Source organism: Stenotrophomonas sp. LST15-1-1.1 (assembly GCF_040815575.1).
In the GTDB taxonomy this organism is placed as follows: Bacteria; Pseudomonadota; Gammaproteobacteria; order Xanthomonadales; family Xanthomonadaceae; genus Stenotrophomonas; species Stenotrophomonas lactitubi_B.
This window is the reverse complement of record NZ_JBFPNJ010000029.1, coordinates 454,342-469,557: the sequence shown is the minus strand read 5'-3', so window position 1 is coordinate 469,557 and position 15,216 is coordinate 454,342. Positions and strand designations below refer to the sequence as shown.

Below are 15,216 nucleotides of genomic sequence, written 5' to 3'. Positions count from 1 at the left end.
CGATGGGGGTTTGGTGTGGACAAGTGGCTGCGAGCCCCGCACTGCAAGCGCTTCAATGCATGATGATTTTTTGTCCAGGGGCACGCCAGCGCAGCGTCAGCAGCAGCAACACCCCCAGCAGCGCAGCACCAAGCAGGCAGGAGAGCGCGATATGGAAGTCCGTTCCGCCGTTGGCGATGTGCCGGGCGACAGCTGAGCCGTCGATGCCCATCGCGCGCATCCGGCTCCAGCCCCGCAGCACTTCCACTGCGGAACGCAGGCCGCTGTAGAGCAGCGGCAAGGCGAAGATCAGCAACGCCGCACGCAGCACCCACACGCCCACGCGTTGCAGCCGGCTGCCAGCGGTGCGCAGGACGGGCGCCGTGGCGTTGGCCAGCCGGGCGCAGGCGATGGCGGCCGATGTCGCACCCCAGGTTGCCACTGCGGCGATCATCAGCATCACGCCGGCCGGCCCCGACAACGTAGACGTCAGTCGCTGCCAGACGAAGGTCAGTCCACCACGCCAGGACGGCGCATCGCCCATCAGCAGGTGCACGGCGCCCTGCACATGTTCGCGGTCCTGCAGCGAGAAGGCCGTAGCCACCGCGCCCAGCGTGATGACAGCACACACGGCCACGGCCAGCAGCAGGAGCAGGCCAAGCAGCAGCCGGGCAGCACCGCCGGGGCGCGGCATGTCGGATTGTGGGGGCGTCATGGCCAAGCCTTCCCTGGTCGCTCGATTCGCCGCGCAGGATGCCGCGCAACCCCGGAAACAACAAGGCCCCGCACTGCGGGGCCTTGTTGGACATCACGACGCGCGGTCGATCAGACGTTGAAGCGGAAATGCAGGATGTCGCCTTCCTGCACGCGGTATTCCTTGCCTTCCAGGCGCAGGCGACCCGCTTCCTTGGCGCCGGCTTCGCCCTTGTACTTGATGAAGTCGTCATACGCGATGGTTTCGGCGCGGATGAAGCCCTTCTCGAAGTCGGTATGGATGACCGCGGCGGCCTGCGGCGCGGTGGCGCCCTTGCGCACGGTCCACGCGCGGACTTCCTTTACGCCCGCAGTGAAATAGGTCTGCAGGCCGAGCAGGCTGTAGGCCGCGTTGATCACGCGGTTCAGACCCGGCTCGGTCAGGCCGAGGTCGGCCAGGAACGTATCGCGGTCTTCGTCGTCCAGCTGCGACAGCTCTTCTTCGATCGCTGCCGACACCGGCACCACCTGGGCGCCTTCTTCGGCGGCACGGGCGCGCACCGCATCCAGGTGCGGGTTGTTCTCGAAACCGTCTTCCAGCACGTTGGCGATGTACATCACCGGCTTCAGGGTCAGCAGGAACAGATCGCGCACCAGCGCCTTCTCTTCCTCGTCCAGACCCGCCGAACGGCCGGCCTTGCCGTCGGCCAGCGCGGCCTGCAGCTTGGCCAGCACCGGCTTGCGTGCCGCTGCGTCCTTGTCGCCGCCCTTGGCCGCACGCTCGGCGCGGTTCAGTGCCTTTTCGACGCTGTCCAGGTCGGCCAGGGCCAGTTCGGTATCGATGGTGTCGATGTCCGAGATCGGGTCGACCTTGTTGTTGACGTGGATGACGTCAGCGTTCTCGAAGCAGCGCACCACGTGGGTGATCGCATCCACTTCGCGGATGTGGGCCAGGAACTTGTTGCCCAGGCCTTCGCCGCTGGCGGCACCGGCCACCAGGCCGGCGATGTCGACGAACTCGACCGCGGTCGGGATGACCTTCTGCGGGTTGATGATCGCTGCCAGTTCGTTCAGGCGCGGATCCGGCACCGGCACGATGCCGACGTTGGGTTCGATGGTGCAGAACGGGAAGTTCGCCGCGGCGATACCCGCCTTGGTCAGCGCGTTGAACAGGGTCGACTTGCCGACGTTGGGCAGGCCGACGATGCCGCATTTGATACCCATGGGTGACAGCTCTCTGGGGTGAAAGTGATTGGTGAAACAGCGCGCGCGCCGCTTGGCCAATCCATCTCGGTGTTGCCGATCAACATCTGTGCCAACCAAGGTTGGCATCTACCGGGGCCGGTTGTTTCCGTACCGACCAACGGTCGGTACCTACCGGCACAATTATTTCGGGGTGTGCAGCCGCTTCATCGCTTCGCTGAAATCGCCCTGCACCGCCAACGGCAGCACGTCGATCGCATCGTCGATGGCGCGCGAGATCAGTACTTCATCTTCCTTGGAGGGGCGTCCCAGCACCCAGCCCACCACGCGATCCTTGTGGCCGGGATGGCCGATGCCGACGCGGAGGCGATGGAACTTGCCGTGGCCGAGCAACCGGATGGTGTCACGCAGGCCGTTCTGTCCACCGTGGCCACCGTCGAACTTCAACCGCGCCACGCCGGGCGACAGGTCCAGTTCGTCGTGGGCCAGCAGGGTTTCCTCCGGCTCGATCTTCCAGAACCGCTGCGCGGCGGTGACCGACTTGCCGCTGAGGTTCATGAAGGTGGCGGGCTTGAGCAGCCACACCATCTGTCCGGCAATGTCGACCTTGGCGGTCTCGCCAAACAACTTGCTGTCCACGTTCCATCGTGCACCGGCTTTTTCGGCCAGGGCCTCAACGAAATGAAACCCGGCATTGTGCCGGGTCCGGGCGTGCTCCGATCCGGGGTTGCCCAGACCGACGATCAGTCGCAATCCTGCCATCGTTCCATCCAGATACGGCGCCTGCCCCGAAGGACAGGCGCCGCGGGGTATTACTCGGCCGCTGCTTCTTCAGCGTCGGCAGCGTCCTGCTTGCCGTGCTTGGCAGTGACGATGGCGTCGTCGTGGTCCTTGCCCAGCGCCAGCGCCGGGATTTCCACGCCCTTCGGCAGCTTGATGTCCGACAGGTACACAACGTCGCCAGCCTTCAGCTCGCCCAGGTCGACTTCGATCGACTCCGGCAGGTCCTTCGGCAGGCAGCTGATGGCCACTTCCTTCAGTTCGTGGGTGACCACGACGTCGGCAGCCTTGCCAGCCGGCGAGGTGTCTTCGTTGATGAAGTGCAGCGGAACCGAAGCGGTCAGCTTCTCGTTCTCGTTCACGCGCAGGAAGTCCAGGTGCATGATCAGCTGCTTGAACGGATGGCGCTGCATGTCACGCAGCAGCACCTTCTGCACCTGGCCGTCCAGGTTCAGGTCCAGGATCGAGGCATAGAACCACTCGTTCTGCTGGGCCAGCCAGATTTCGTTGTGGTCCAGGCTGATGGCGACCGGTTCGGCGTTGCCGCCGTACACGATCGCCGGGATCACACCAGCGGTACGCAGGCGGCGGCTCGCACCCTTACGCTGCAGTTCACGCTTGGTGACCTTGATTTCATGGGTCTTCGACATTTTCGACTACTCGGTTGTTGCCTTGCCTTGCGGCTTGGCGGTTGAAGGCACTTCCGCGACCAGAAGTGCCCAGTGTGTCCCTGCCGTTGCCGGCGGGGACGAAAAAATCAATCGACGTACAGCGAGCTGACCGACTCGCCGAAGGCGATGCGGCGCATCGTTTCGGCCAGCATTTCCGCCACGCTCAGCTGGCGGATCTTGCTGCACACCCGCGCGGCGTCCTTCAGCGGGATGGTGTCGGTCACCACCAGCTCATCGAGCTGGGAATTGGTGATGTTGTCCACCGCCGGGCCCGACAGCACCGCGTGGGTGCAGTAGGCGGCGACCTTGAGCGCACCGCGCGCCTTCAGGGCAGCGGCAGCGGCGCACAGGGTGCCGGCGGTATCGACGATGTCATCGACCATCACGCAGGTCTTGCCTTCGACGTCACCGATGATGTTCATCACGGTGGAGACGTTAGCGCGCGGACGGCGCTTGTCGATGATCGCCAGGTCAGCGTCATCCAGGCGCTTGGCCACGGCACGGGCGCGGACCACGCCGCCCACGTCCGGCGACACCACAATCAGGTTCTCGGTGCCGTAGGCGCGCCAGATGTCGGCCAGCAGCAGCGGAGAGGCATACACGTTGTCGACCGGAATATCGAAGAAACCCTGGATCTGGTCGGCGTGCAGGTCGACCGTCAGCACGCGATCGGCGCCGGCGGTGCTGAACATCTTCGCCGCCAGCTTGGCGGTGATCGGCACGCGCGAGGAACGCATGCGGCGATCCTGGCGCGAGTAGCCGAAGTACGGCACCACGGCGGTCACGCTGGCCACCGATGCGCGCTTGAGCGCGTCGATCAGCACCAGCAGTTCCATCAGGTTCTCCGCGCTCGGCGCCGAGGTCGGCTGGATCACGAACACGTCCTGCTTGCGGACGTTCTCTTCGATCTCCACCTGCACTTCGCCATCGGAGAAGTGCGAGACCAGCGCCTTGCCCGGGCGCACTCCCAGTTCCTTGCAGATGTTCTGCGCCAGACGTTTGTTGGCGTTGCCGGAAAAGACCAGCAGGTTCGGGGACTCTTGCATCATGATTGTCTCGGGCGGGGACGAGTGGCGGGGATCCGGTAGCGGCAAGGACCACTTCGGCCCCTGCTGCTGACAACACCGCGGCTGTTCCCACGTCCCGCGCAGGTGATGCGCTGGAAGGCGCGGACGCAGCCGCATTGGCAGGGGCGGGAGGATTCGAACCTCCGAATGCCAGGATCAAAACCTGGTGCCTTGGGCCTCTTGGCGACGCCCCTGCATTGATGAATCAGTGTTGCTCGAGTGCATCCAGCAGTGGCGAACGTGCAACGCCCGCAGCCACCCTTGCCCGCAACTCCTTCGACAACTTCGCTCGTCCCTGCTCGGCGGCAGCCTGCGAATCGAACTCGACGAAACAACCACTTCCCGAACCGGTCAGACGTGCCGTGCCGATGTCGCTCAACGCAGCAAGCGCCGCCTCGACGGCAGGCTCACGGCGGCGCAGCACCGGTTCGAACACGTTCCCGACCAGCGAGCCGGAAGCGAAGTCCTCTATTTTCGCCTGTGGACTGTCGCGCGTCAAATCCGGATCAGCGAACAGGAGGGGCGTGGGCACGTGAACGCCCGGTTCGACCAGCACATACCAGGCCTGCGGCAGGGTGATCGGCTGCAGCCGCTCGCCCACCCCTTCGGCCCAAGCGTTGTGGCCACGCACGAACACCGGCACGTCGGCGCCGAGACGCAGCCCCAGCGCGGCCAGCGCATTCTCGTCCAGCCCCGCGCCCCAGAGCCGGTTCAGCACCACCAGCACGGTGGCCGCATCGGACGAACCGCCGCCGAAACCGCCGCCTGCAGGCACGTGCTTTTCGACGATGATGTCGACACCTTTATCGACATTCGCCACTTCTTTCAGCATCCGCGCTGCACGAACGGCCAGATCATCGGCCTCGGCGACGCCGGCCAGACCCTCGCCCTGCCGCCGCACCTGGCCGTCTTCACGCAGGCGCAGGCCGATCCGGTCTCCCCAGTCGAGCAGGCGGAACACCGTCTGCAGCTCGTGGTAGCCGTCGGCACGGCGGCCGGTGATGTGCAGGAACAGGTTCAGCTTGGCCGGGGCCGGCCACCAGGACCAGCCCGCGTCATCCCCGCGCGCGCTCATGGTGCGCCCTGGCCCCACTGGTCGACCAGCAGGCGCACCTTGGCGTCGCCATTGACCGCTTCGACCCTGCGCGGCAGGGCCGGCCGTCCGGCTTCGGCCGGGTACCAGTCCAGATACTGGATCACCCAGCCCATCTGCTGCATGCGCCGCGGACGGCCATCCGCATCACGATCGATCTTTCCCGGCCCCGCGCTGTCGCCTGCGACCAGGCCGCGTACCCAGTCCGGCAGCTGATTGACCGGAATATCCCAGCCGGTCGCCTCCAGCAGCAGCGCCTGCGCGTCTTCACCCTCGCGCGGACCACCGGCCAGTCCCTCCAGGCGCCCGGCTTCATGGTGGGTATCACCGCTCAACTTCCAGCTCTGGCGGGTCACCGGGGCGCTCAGTTCGACGACATAGCGCTGGCCTTCCTGCTTCCAGTCGATGCGGCCGCTGCCACCATCCTTGCCCTTGCTGACCGCCACCCGGCCCTGGAAATTCCAGTCCGCGGCCGAACGCACGGCATCCACGCGAGCGGTCTCGGCGGCGGCCGCTTCGGCGGAAACGGTGGTGACCACGGCCGGCGCCGGCGTTTTCTGCCGGCCAACGGTGGTGCAGGCACTCAGGGCCAGGGTCACGGCCACCAGCAACAACGGCCGGATCGTGGAAACACTCATGGATTGAATTTCTCGCGGGCGCGCAGCAGCGCGCGGTTTTCAGGGTCGAGCCGGGCCGCTTCCTCGAAGAAGTGACGGGCTTCATCGTGCTTGCCCAGCACCCACAGCACCTCGCCCACGTGGGCGGCGATTTCCGGGTCCTTGGCCAGCGTCCAGGCGCGGCGCAGCTGCACCAGCGCGTCGGCGTTGCGCCCCAGCCGGTACAGCACCCAGCCATAGCTGTCGACGATGGCCGCGTTGTCCGGTTCGGCCACGCGTGCGCGGTCGATCAGCTCGAGCGCTTCCTGGTAACGGCCAGTACGGTCGGCCAGGGTGTAACCCAGTGCGTTCAGTGCCGGCACGTTCTCCGGCTCGGTCACCAGGATCTTGCGCAGGTCGGCCTCGGCACGGGCGATGTCATCGCGACGCTCCCAGGCCAGCGCTCGGGCATACAACAGGCCGTTCTCGTCCGGATACGCCGCCAGGCCACGGGCCAGTGCATCGATCTCGCCGGGAAGGTCGTCGGCGCGCTGGCGCAGCTCGGCTTCCAGCAGATACGCATCGCGCCGCACATCGTCATCCACCCCGGCATCGGACTGGATCGCATGCACTTCATCCAGCGCCAGCGACTGCCGGCCTGCCAGCCCCTGCGCATTGGCCGCACGCAGGCGCGCTTCGTTCAGCTCATCACCGCCGGGCACGCTGTGGTACCAGTTGACCGCCTCCGGGTAGCGCTTGAGGTACTCGGCGATCTTGCCCAGCAACAGGCGCTGCGCCGGGTCCGGCTTGGCCGCCTGCCGCGACAGCTCGTTGTACAGGTTGGACAGCGCGGCCTTGTCGCCCTGCTTGGCCAGCAGCGAAGCGCGCATTCCCCAGGTCTGCACATTCTGCGGACCGACCGCCAGCACGCGCTCGGCTGCTGCCGGCTGGCCGAGGCTGTCATAGGCGATGGCCACCGCATTGCGCAGTTCCGGATCCTGACGGGTCTTCGGTTCCACCCCACGCAGCAGCGACAGCGCCTGCTCGGTCTGTCCGGCCTGCTGCAGCTGGCTGGCGCGCAGCAAGGCGACGCGCGGCTCCTCGGGGAAGCGCTTGACCACCTCATCGATCATGCGCCGCGCCAGCTCGGGCTTTTCCATGCGCAACGCCAGGCGTCCAAACTCCTGCCAGGCCTCGATCTTCTGGGGAATGGCGTTCGCATCGACCAGCTCGCCCAGCACCTGGGCCGGCACGGCCGGATCGCGGCCGCCGCCGATCAGGGCGCCCAGGGCGAACTTCCAGCCCTCGTCGCCCGGGTCCTGCAACAAGGCCTGAAGCTCGCTGCGCGCAGCCTTCACATCGCCCTGGCGCATCGCCAGCGCACCGGCGGCGCTGCGCATCGCCAATGAGCGTGGCGCACGCTGCTGCCACAGGGCCAGGCCCTTGGCCGCAGCATCATCTTCGTTGGCCAGCATGGCAATGCGGGTCGCCCGCTCGGCCAGGCCGGCGTCGCCGTCGGTCTGCTGGGCGGCCTGCAGGTACCAGCGCGCGGCGTCGGCCAGCTTGCCCGCCTGCAGGGCGAACTCGCCTGCCAGGACGGGCTCCAGCGCCAGTTCCTCAGTCACCGCGGGCCGTGCAGGCGCCTTGGCGGGCACCGCCGCCAGGGCCTGGGCACAGGCCAGAGACAGCAGCAGAACACTGGGGATGCGAATCAATGCGGGCATCGTCGGCATCGGGGCCTTAAAATGTCGTCCAATGGCCAGCAGCTTATCGCAAGCAACTGAACAATGACCCTGTGGGTGCTCGGACTGAATCACCAGACCGCACCGGTGGAACTGCGCGAACGCGCAGCCTTCGCCGGGGACGCGTTGCCGCGCGCGCTCGGTTCGCTGCGCGATACCCCGCAGATTGCCGAGGCGGTACTGCTGTCCACCTGCAACCGCACCGAGCTGTATGCCGTGGCCGAGTCCGCGCAGGCACTGGACCAGTGGCTGCACGCCCAGGCCGGCGACCTGCAGGGCTATCTGTACCAGCACGCCGATGCCGATGCCGTCCGCCACCTGTTCCGGGTGGCGACGGGACTGGATTCGATGGTGCTGGGCGAACCGCAGATCCTCGGCCAGGTGAAGGATGCCTGGTCGACCGCGCGCGACCACGGCCTGCTCGGCCAGCGCCTGGACCGGCTGTTCCAGCAGACGTTCTCGGTGGCCAAGCGCGCGCGTACCGATACCCAGGTCGGCGCCAACCCGGTATCGGTGGCCTCGGCAGCGGTGCGCCTTGCGCAGAACGCGTTCGCCCGCCTTGATGATTCCACCGTGCTGCTGGTCGGCGCGGGCGAGACCATCGAACTGGCCGCGCGCCACCTCAGCGAAGGCAAGGTGCGGCGGCTGCTGATCGCTAACCGCACCCTCGCCCATGCGCAGGAACTGGCCAGCCGCCATGGCGGTGTGGCGCTGCCGCTGACCGAACTGGAGCGCCACCTGGCCGAGGCCGACGTGGTGTTCTCGGCCACCGCCGCCCGCGAACCAGTGATCCACCGTGCCGCGGTGGCCAACGCCCTGCGCGCACGCCGGCACAAGCCCATGCTGCTGTTCGACCTGGCCGTGCCGCGCGACATCGAAGCTGACGTCGCCACGCTCAACGATGCGTTCCTGTACACCGTGGACGATCTCGAGCGCGCGGTGGAAGACAACCGCCGCAGCCGCCGCGAGGCCGCCGCTGAGGCCGAGACGATCATCGACCTGCAGGTCTCGCGCTTCGTCGAAACCCTGCAGGCCAGCGCCCACCAGGCACCGCTGCGACAGCTGCGCGCCTTCGGCGAGGCCACCCGTGCCGAACTGCTGGAACGCGCGCGCCAGCAACTGGCCAACGGCAAGCCGGCTGACGAAGTGCTGGAACTGCTTGCCCACGGATTGACCAACCGCCTGCTGCACCCGCCGACCGCCGCCCTGCGTGCGGCCGCGCTCAGCGGCGATGCCGACCTGACCCGCGCCGCCGAGCGCCTGTTCCCGGCGACGCCGGGTTACCGCCACCCACCTGTGAGAACCGATGACGCCGACCCTGCGCCGTAAGTTGGAAGCGCTGGCCGAGCGCCGCGAAGAACTGGAACGTCTGCTCGCCGAACCGGAGGTGGTCGCCAACAACGCGCGCTTCCGCGATCTTTCGCGCGAGTTTTCCCAGCTCGAACCGATCGCCACCGCACTGGCCGATGAAGCACGCGCCAAGGCCGACCTGGCTGCGGCCGAAAGCATGCGTACGGACCCGGACCTGCGCGAGCTGGCCGACGAGGAAATCGCCGCCGCACAGGCCCGCCTGCAGGAGCTGGAGCAGGAACTGGCGCTGCTGCTGGTGCCGCGCGACCCGCGCGATGAAGGCAACCTGTTCCTGGAAGTGCGCGCCGGTACCGGCGGCGACGAGGCGGCGATCTTCGCTGGCGACCTGTTCCGCATGTACGCCCGCTACGCCGAGCGACAGGGCTGGAAGGTCGAGATCGAATCGGACAATCCCGGCGAACATGGCGGCTACAAGGAAGTGGTGGCACGCGTGGTCGGCCGTGGCGCGTTCTCGCGCCTGAAATTCGAATCGGGCACGCACCGCGTGCAGCGCGTGCCGGCCACCGAATCGCAGGGCCGCATCCACACCTCGGCGGCCACGGTGGCGATCATTCCGGAAGCCGACGAAGTCGATGAGATCGTCATCAACCCGGCTGACCTGAGAGTCGACACCTACCGTTCTTCCGGCGCCGGCGGCCAGCACGTCAACAAGACCGAATCGGCGATCCGCATCACCCACGTTCCCAGTGGCGTGGTGGTGGAATGCCAGACCGAACGCAGCCAGCACGCCAACCGGGAGAAGGCGATGAAGCGCTTGAAGGCACAGCTGCTCGATGCCGAGCGCCAGCGCCATGACGCGGCGCAGGCCGAATCTCGGCGCCTGCAGGTCGGCAGCGGCGACCGCAGCCAACGCATCCGCACCTACAACTTCCCGCAGGGCCGCATCACCGACCACCGCGTGGAAGGGCTGACCCTGTACGACCTGCCCAACGTATTGGCGGGCGACCTGGATCCGCTGCTGCAGCGACTGAGCCACGAGCACCAGGTCGATGCCCTGGCCCAGCTTTCGGCCGGCTGACCCGCATGTCGGCCTGGCAGCAGCGGCAGCAACTGCAGCAGGCGATCGCGCGCCAGCCCGGCGACTTCGTCGCCTGGGTGATGCTGGCCGACCTGGAACTGGAAGCCGGCGACATTGCGGCCGGCGAGCAGGCCGCGCGACGCGCGCTGCAGCTGCGGCCCAATCATCCTGAAGCACTTGCCCGGCTGGGCCGGGTAGCGTGGATGGCAGGAGCGCATGCCGATGCCGCCACGCTGCTGGGCCAGGCCTCCGCGCTGGCACCGGAGCACCCGGGCATCGCGTTGTGGCTGGGGCACGCGCTGGAAGATGCCAATGATGCGGAAGGTGCATCGGCAGCCTATCGCCGTGCACATGCACTGATGCCCGATGAACCCTATATCGCCGCACAGCGCCTCGCCTGGCAGCGTCGCCTGTGCGATTGGCAGGACGTGGATGCGCTGGCCGCCCAGGTGCGCGGCGCGCTTGCATCTGGCCAGGGCGTGGTTGAGCCCTTCGCGTTCCTCAGCGAAGACGCCAGCGCGGCCGAACAGTTGGCCTGTGCGCGTGCGCGCGCCTTGGTCGTGGCGGCGTCAGTGCGGCCACTGCCCCCGGTGAAGCTGCGCGAACGAGGTCCACTGCGCGTGGGCTTCCTGTCGAACGGCTTCGGCGCTCATCCCACCGGATTGCTGACGGTGGCGCTGCTGGAACACATGAGGCAGGACCCGGCACTGCACCTGCATCTGTTCGCGCTCAACGCCGATGATGGCAGCCGCATCCGCCAACGCCTGCAGACCGCTACCCGGCTGCATGACGTTGCGGGGTTGCGCCATGCCGACACGGCCGCGCGCATCCGTGCACAGGACATCGACCTGCTGTTCGACCTGCGCGGTTGGGGCGGCGGCGGCACGCCGGAAGTACTGGCGATGCGCCCTGCCCCGCTGCAGCTCAACTGGCTGGCCTACCCCGGCACCTCCGGTGCGCCGTGGCTGGAGGCCGTGATCGGTGACAGCTTCGCGCTGCCGCCCTCGCTGGAAGCGCACTACAGCGAGCGTGTGCTGCGCCTGCCGCGCGCGTTCCAGCCGTCGGACAACACCCGCGTGCTGGAGCCGGCACCGGATCGCGCGGCGTGTGGGCTGCCCGCGCAGGGCACGGTGTTCTGCTGCTTCAACAACAGTTACAAGCTCAACCCGCGCAGCATGGGCCGCGCGTTCGCGGTGCTGCAGGCCGTACCCGGCAGCGTGCTGTGGCTGCTGTCCGGCCCCGGCCAGGCCGATGCGCGGCTGCGTGCCGCCGCGCAGGCTGCTGGACTGGACCCGGCGCGCCTGGTGTTCATGGCCAAGCTGCCGCATCCGCAGTATCTGGCCCGCTATCAGCTGGCCGACCTGTTCCTGGATACGAACCCGTACAACGCGCACACCACCGCATCGGATGCACTGTGGGCCGGCTGCCCGGTACTGACCTGCCCCGGCCCTACCTTCGCCGCGCGCGTGGCAGGCAGCCTCAACCATCAGCTGGGCCTGGAGCACATGAACGTCGCCGACGATGCGGCGTTCGTCGCCACCGCCAGTGCACTCGGCAACGATCCGGTCGCCTTGGCCGCGGTGCGTGCCGAACTGGCGCAGGCACGCGAACGCAGCGGCCTGTTCGACATGGCAGCTTTCGCGCGCGATCTGTCCGCACTGCTGCAGCAGCTGGCCCGCGAACAGGGCTGGCAGGGCCTCGACACGCCCTGACCTCGCCCTGCGCTACGCTCGGGCCTCCTTCCCGCGTGGTATGACGATGGCCAAGCTCAAGCGCAAGGAATACGACGAACTGCTGCAGCCGCTGCAGCTGGAACTGGCTGCGATGGCGCGCTGGGTGCAGCACAGCGGGCAACGCCTGCTGGTGCTGTTTGAAGGGCGCGATACCGCCGGCAAGGGTGGCGCGATCCAGACCATCAGCGAGCACCTCAACCCACGCCAATGCAGGGTGGTGGCGCTGCCCAAACCCACCGACCGCGAAGCCACGCAGTGGTACTTCCAGCGCTACACCTCGCATCTTCCGGCTGCCGGCGAGATCGTGCTGATGGATCGCAGCTGGTACAACCGGGCCGGCGTTGAACGGGTGATGGGCTACTGCAGCGAGACCGAGTACCAGCAGTTCCTGCGCCAGGCGCCGGTGTTCGAACAGCTGCTGGTGGATGACGGCATCCTGCTGTTCAAGTACTGGCTGTGCGTGGACCAGGAGCAGCAGGAAAAGCGCTTTGCCGAGCGCCATGTCGATCCACTGAAAGGCTGGAAGCTGTCGCCGGTGGATCTGAAGTCACGCAGCAAGTACAGCGCATACACCGAAGCACGCGAGGCGATGCTGCGCGCGACCCATCGCGACGGTGCGCCGTGGACGCTGGTGGATTTCAACGACCAGCGGCTGGGTCGCCTGACCCTGGCCCGCAACCTGCTTGACCGGTTGCCGGACACGCGGGTGGATGCGCCGCTGCCGGAGCTGCCGAAGCTGAAGGGCAAACTGCATCGCGAGCACTACGATGTACTGAAGCCGATCGAGGATTTCCCGGTCGAAGAGTAAGGTTGGTCGGCAGGGCCTGCGGCCCTGCACCTGCTACAGGCAACGGCAACAGCCGAAGCAACGTCAAGAGCGGGCATTCCGTGGGATGGTGGGGCGGTGTCGGATTGCGGGGACGCCGCAAGTACGTCCTTGCAGGCTTGGCCGCGGCATCCATGCCGCGGACACCCCGCAATCCGACACCGCCCCACCTTCGACAGATTTCCGCGATCTGGCAGATCCACGCCATGCGTGGATGAATCTCTTTCAGATATCGAAATCAATCTGGGGTCAGATCCGTTTTCCTACGGAAAACGGATCTGACCCCAAGAGCCATTCCGACAGATCGCGAGAATCTGTCGAAGGCGGGGTGGGTCCGGTTGCGGGGGCGTGAGCGCCATGGATGGCGCGACCGAGCTTACATGGACGTACTTGCAGCGTCCCCCGCAACCGGACCCACCCCGCCTACCCTCAGGAAACCCGCTTCTGCTTCGGCTGTTGCTGTTGCTTCGGCTGTTGCTCTGGCCTCTGCAGGTGCAGGGCGCAGCCCTGCCGACCAAACCCCTTACTTGGCAGCCGCGATCTGCTTTTCGATGTCGGCCGCCGTGACCGGGCCCAGGAAGCTGTGCGCCAGCTTGCCCTGCGGATCGATCAGGTGGGTCAGCGGCAGGCCGCGCGGGGTGGCGAAGTCGGCCGGCGGGTCGAACGGATCGACGATCACGATCGGATAGGTCACCGGATGCTTGGTCAGGAACGACTGCATCTCCGGCGCCTCGATGTCCTCGTAGGCCAGGCCAACCACTTCGATGTTGCTGCGCATGGCATGCAGCGCCGACAGCTCCGGCATTTCCTTGCGGCAAGGTGCACACCAGGTCGCCCAGAAGTTCACCACCACCCACTTGCCACGATGCGCGGCAAGGTCGTAATCGCTGCCATCGACCGCCTTCATCTTCAGCGTCGGGAACTCGGCGGTGACGCGCTCGGCGGGCGTGTCCTCAACCGGCGCCGGCGCGGTCGGGGTCGGTGCCTGCGCGGGCGGTTGGCTGCTGGCCGGGGTCGGTGCCTGCGCGGGCGGTTGGCTGCTGGCCGGGGTCGGCTCCTGCGCGGGTTTGCAGGCGGCCAAAGCCAGCAGCGCAGCCAGCAGCAATGGGGTCTTGCAGGTCATGGGGCGTCTCCAGAATCAGGGTAGATGTCGCTGACGCGACGCTTGAGGCGCTCACGCAGCGGCAGGCGCAACTCATCCAGCGCAGCCAGCGCGGCCCGGCCCAGGCTGTCATCGCGGTAAGGCAGGTGTTGTTCGGCCACCGGAATGCGCAGCTGCGTGCATTCGTACAGATCGCCCAGGCTGACCTGGTCCAGGTCACGGGCCAGCAGCCATTCACCGCGCTCATCACGGCGCAGCAGGCCGATGCCCTCCAGGTGGCAGGCCAGGTCCTGCAGCAGCGAGTCGGTCAGCATCGGTTCCAGCCGCAGGATCTCGTCGTCGGCCAGCCCCCTGCCCTTGGCGCGTGCGTGCTGGAAGCGCCCGAGCAGGCGCAGCAGGCCATAGAACTCATAGCCCTGCGGCAGGCGCAGCTCCACCGGCTGGTAGCGGAAGGCCGCCATCGACGATGCCAGCGACGCGCCCAGCAGCACGGCCACCCAGCACAGGTAGATCCACAGCAGCAGGATCGGCACGAAGGCCACCGTGCCATACAGCTTCTGGTAGGACTGGAAGCTGCCCAGGTAGGCGCCGATGCCCCACTTCACCAGCTCCAGGATCACCGCGGCCAGAATCGCGCCGGGTACCGCGTGGCGCCACTTCACCGTGTGGTGTGGCACCACGCGGAACATCAGGGTGATGCAGACGAATTCGATCAGGATCGGTGCCAGCCGCAACGCGAGATCGGCCAGCCAGCGCCCCTCCTGCGTACCGAACAGTGGCATCGCGAACACCCGCGCCGACACGGCCAGCGAGGCAGCGGCGAGCATCGCACCGAGGGTCAGCACCGTCCAGTAGACCAGGAAGCGGGTCAGTCGTGGCCGGCTGCTGCCGACGCGCCAGATCTGGTTGAAGGTCTCTTCAACACTGTTGAGGGTGATCAGCAGCGAGATGACCAGGGCGATGAAGCCGGCAGCCGTGAGCTGGCCCGCGCTGGCCGAGAACTGCCGCAGGTAGCCCTCGGCAGCGCGCGCAGCATTGGGCACGAAGTTGGAGAAGACGTAGTCGCTGAGCTGGTCGCTCCAGCGGTCGAACACCGGGAAGGCCGAGAGCACGCCGAACACCACGATCGCCAACGGCACCAGCGCGAACACCGTGGTGTAGGCCAGCGCAGCGGCCGCCTGGAACAGGCGGTCGTCGAGGAAGCGGCGCCACAGGAAGCGGCCGAAGCTGGCGGCGCGTGCGCGATCCCGCGCGCGCTCCATCCACAAATTGAGCGTATCCAAAGGTTCCATCGGCGCAAGGGTACCCGATGCGGAATCGATGCAGGATAGCCATACTGGCG

14 protein-coding genes and 1 tRNA gene are annotated in these 15,216 nt (G+C 67.2%); 4 read left to right on the top strand and 11 right to left on the bottom strand.

The window, feature by feature from the left end; all coding sequences use genetic code 11:
* Nucleotides 1-52 precede the first annotated feature (52 nt).
* From MRBLST15_RS14750 to MRBLST15_RS14710, 9 genes are all read right to left on the bottom strand, one after another.
* Nucleotides 53-694: a hypothetical protein gene (locus MRBLST15_RS14750; RefSeq protein WP_265951247.1), complete on the bottom strand. Its 642-nt coding sequence runs from the start codon at nt 692-694 to the stop codon at nt 53-55.
* A gap of 110 nt (nt 695-804) precedes the next feature.
* The gene (ychF, locus tag MRBLST15_RS14745; RefSeq protein WP_025879150.1) at nt 805-1,896 is read right to left on the bottom strand and encodes a redox-regulated ATPase YchF; all 1,092 of its coding nucleotides are present in this window, start codon (nt 1,894-1,896) and stop codon (nt 805-807) included.
* A gap of 162 nt (nt 1,897-2,058) precedes the next feature.
* Nucleotides 2,059-2,637: an aminoacyl-tRNA hydrolase gene (gene pth, locus MRBLST15_RS14740; protein ID WP_367786469.1), complete on the bottom strand. Its 579-nt coding sequence runs from the start codon at nt 2,635-2,637 to the stop codon at nt 2,059-2,061.
* A gap of 50 nt (nt 2,638-2,687) precedes the next feature.
* Nucleotides 2,688-3,305 (bottom strand): 50S ribosomal protein L25/general stress protein Ctc, encoded by a 618-nt coding sequence (locus MRBLST15_RS14735; RefSeq protein WP_100463166.1) that lies wholly within the window; start codon nt 3,303-3,305, stop codon nt 2,688-2,690.
* Nucleotides 3,306-3,412: 107 nt separating this feature from the next.
* A complete protein-coding gene (locus MRBLST15_RS14730) occupies nt 3,413-4,372 on the bottom strand; it encodes a ribose-phosphate diphosphokinase (RefSeq protein ID WP_025879147.1) in 960 nt (319 codons plus the stop codon).
* A gap of 138 nt (nt 4,373-4,510) precedes the next feature.
* A tRNA-Gln gene (locus MRBLST15_RS14725) sits at nt 4,511-4,587 on the bottom strand.
* Nucleotides 4,588-4,598: 11 nt separating this feature from the next.
* Complete coding sequence (gene ispE / locus MRBLST15_RS14720; RefSeq protein WP_367786466.1) at nt 4,599-5,468, bottom strand: 4-(cytidine 5'-diphospho)-2-C-methyl-D-erythritol kinase; 870 nt, start codon at nt 5,466-5,468, stop codon at nt 4,599-4,601.
* Complete coding sequence (gene lolB, locus MRBLST15_RS14715; RefSeq protein WP_180166826.1) at nt 5,465-6,124, bottom strand: lipoprotein insertase outer membrane protein LolB; 660 nt, start codon at nt 6,122-6,124, stop codon at nt 5,465-5,467. The genes ispE and lolB overlap by 4 nt, the downstream gene beginning before the upstream one ends.
* Entirely contained in the window at nt 6,121-7,806 is a 1,686-nt protein-coding gene (locus MRBLST15_RS14710) for a tetratricopeptide repeat protein (RefSeq protein ID WP_265951251.1), read from the bottom strand. The genes lolB and MRBLST15_RS14710 overlap by 4 nt, the downstream gene beginning before the upstream one ends.
* A 63-nt stretch (nt 7,807-7,869) precedes the next feature.
* On the opposite strand from MRBLST15_RS14710, the gene hemA reads away from it, so the two are divergent.
* From hemA to ppk2, 4 genes are read left to right on the top strand one after another with little or no spacing between them, the layout of a single operon-like run.
* Entirely contained in the window at nt 7,870-9,153 is a 1,284-nt protein-coding gene (gene hemA, locus MRBLST15_RS14705; protein WP_312705747.1) for a glutamyl-tRNA reductase, read from the top strand.
* Entirely contained in the window at nt 9,131-10,213 is a 1,083-nt protein-coding gene (gene prfA, locus MRBLST15_RS14700) for a peptide chain release factor 1 (protein ID WP_367786463.1), read from the top strand. The genes hemA and prfA overlap by 23 nt, the downstream gene beginning before the upstream one ends.
* A 5-nt stretch (nt 10,214-10,218) precedes the next feature.
* Complete coding sequence (locus tag MRBLST15_RS14695; RefSeq protein WP_367786461.1) at nt 10,219-11,925, top strand: tetratricopeptide repeat protein; 1,707 nt, start codon at nt 10,219-10,221, stop codon at nt 11,923-11,925.
* Between the two features lie 46 nt (nt 11,926-11,971).
* Nucleotides 11,972-12,754 carry a polyphosphate kinase 2 gene (gene ppk2 / locus MRBLST15_RS14690; protein ID WP_265955708.1) on the top strand — a complete coding sequence of 261 codons (783 nt, stop codon included), beginning with the start codon at nt 11,972-11,974 and terminating at the stop codon, nt 12,752-12,754.
* Nucleotides 12,755-13,295: 541 nt separating this feature from the next.
* On the opposite strand, the gene MRBLST15_RS14685 is transcribed toward ppk2, so the two are convergent.
* Together MRBLST15_RS14685 and MRBLST15_RS14680 are read right to left on the bottom strand one after the other, a co-directional pair.
* On the bottom strand, nt 13,296-13,895 hold the full coding sequence (locus MRBLST15_RS14685; RefSeq protein ID WP_367786459.1) for a TlpA family protein disulfide reductase: 600 nt from the start codon (nt 13,893-13,895) through the stop codon (nt 13,296-13,298).
* Nucleotides 13,892-15,166, bottom strand: a complete 1,275-nt coding sequence (locus tag MRBLST15_RS14680; protein WP_032977469.1) for a YihY family inner membrane protein — start codon at nt 15,164-15,166, stop codon at nt 13,892-13,894. Before MRBLST15_RS14680 ends, MRBLST15_RS14685 begins: the two co-directional genes overlap by 4 nt.
* Nucleotides 15,167-15,216: the final 50 nt, after the last annotated feature.

Bases quoted from the DNA above. Each gene is read 5' to 3' on its own strand.
- MRBLST15_RS14750 (WP_265951247.1), bottom strand. From the start codon at position 694: ATGACGCCCCCACAATCCGACATGCCGCGCCCCGGCGGTGCTGCCCGG.
- ychF (WP_025879150.1), bottom strand. From the start codon at position 1,896: ATGGGTATCAAATGCGGCATCGTCGGCCTGCCCAACGTCGGCAAGTCG.
- pth (WP_367786469.1), bottom strand. From the start codon at position 2,637: ATGGCAGGATTGCGACTGATCGTCGGTCTGGGCAACCCCGGATCGGAG.
- MRBLST15_RS14735 (WP_100463166.1), bottom strand. From the start codon at position 3,305: ATGTCGAAGACCCATGAAATCAAGGTCACCAAGCGTGAACTGCAGCGT.
- MRBLST15_RS14730 (WP_025879147.1), bottom strand. From the start codon at position 4,372: ATGCAAGAGTCCCCGAACCTGCTGGTCTTTTCCGGCAACGCCAACAAA.
- ispE (WP_367786466.1), bottom strand. From the start codon at position 5,468: ATGAGCGCGCGCGGGGATGACGCGGGCTGGTCCTGGTGGCCGGCCCCG.
- lolB (WP_180166826.1), bottom strand. From the start codon at position 6,124: ATGAGTGTTTCCACGATCCGGCCGTTGTTGCTGGTGGCCGTGACCCTG.
- MRBLST15_RS14710 (WP_265951251.1), bottom strand. From the start codon at position 7,806: ATGCCCGCATTGATTCGCATCCCCAGTGTTCTGCTGCTGTCTCTGGCC.
- hemA (WP_312705747.1), top strand. From the start codon at position 7,870: ATGACCCTGTGGGTGCTCGGACTGAATCACCAGACCGCACCGGTGGAA.
- prfA (WP_367786463.1), top strand. From the start codon at position 9,131: ATGACGCCGACCCTGCGCCGTAAGTTGGAAGCGCTGGCCGAGCGCCGC.
- MRBLST15_RS14695 (WP_367786461.1), top strand. From the start codon at position 10,219: ATGTCGGCCTGGCAGCAGCGGCAGCAACTGCAGCAGGCGATCGCGCGC.
- ppk2 (WP_265955708.1), top strand. From the start codon at position 11,972: ATGGCCAAGCTCAAGCGCAAGGAATACGACGAACTGCTGCAGCCGCTG.
- MRBLST15_RS14685 (WP_367786459.1), bottom strand. From the start codon at position 13,895: ATGACCTGCAAGACCCCATTGCTGCTGGCTGCGCTGCTGGCTTTGGCC.
- MRBLST15_RS14680 (WP_032977469.1), bottom strand. From the start codon at position 15,166: ATGGAACCTTTGGATACGCTCAATTTGTGGATGGAGCGCGCGCGGGAT.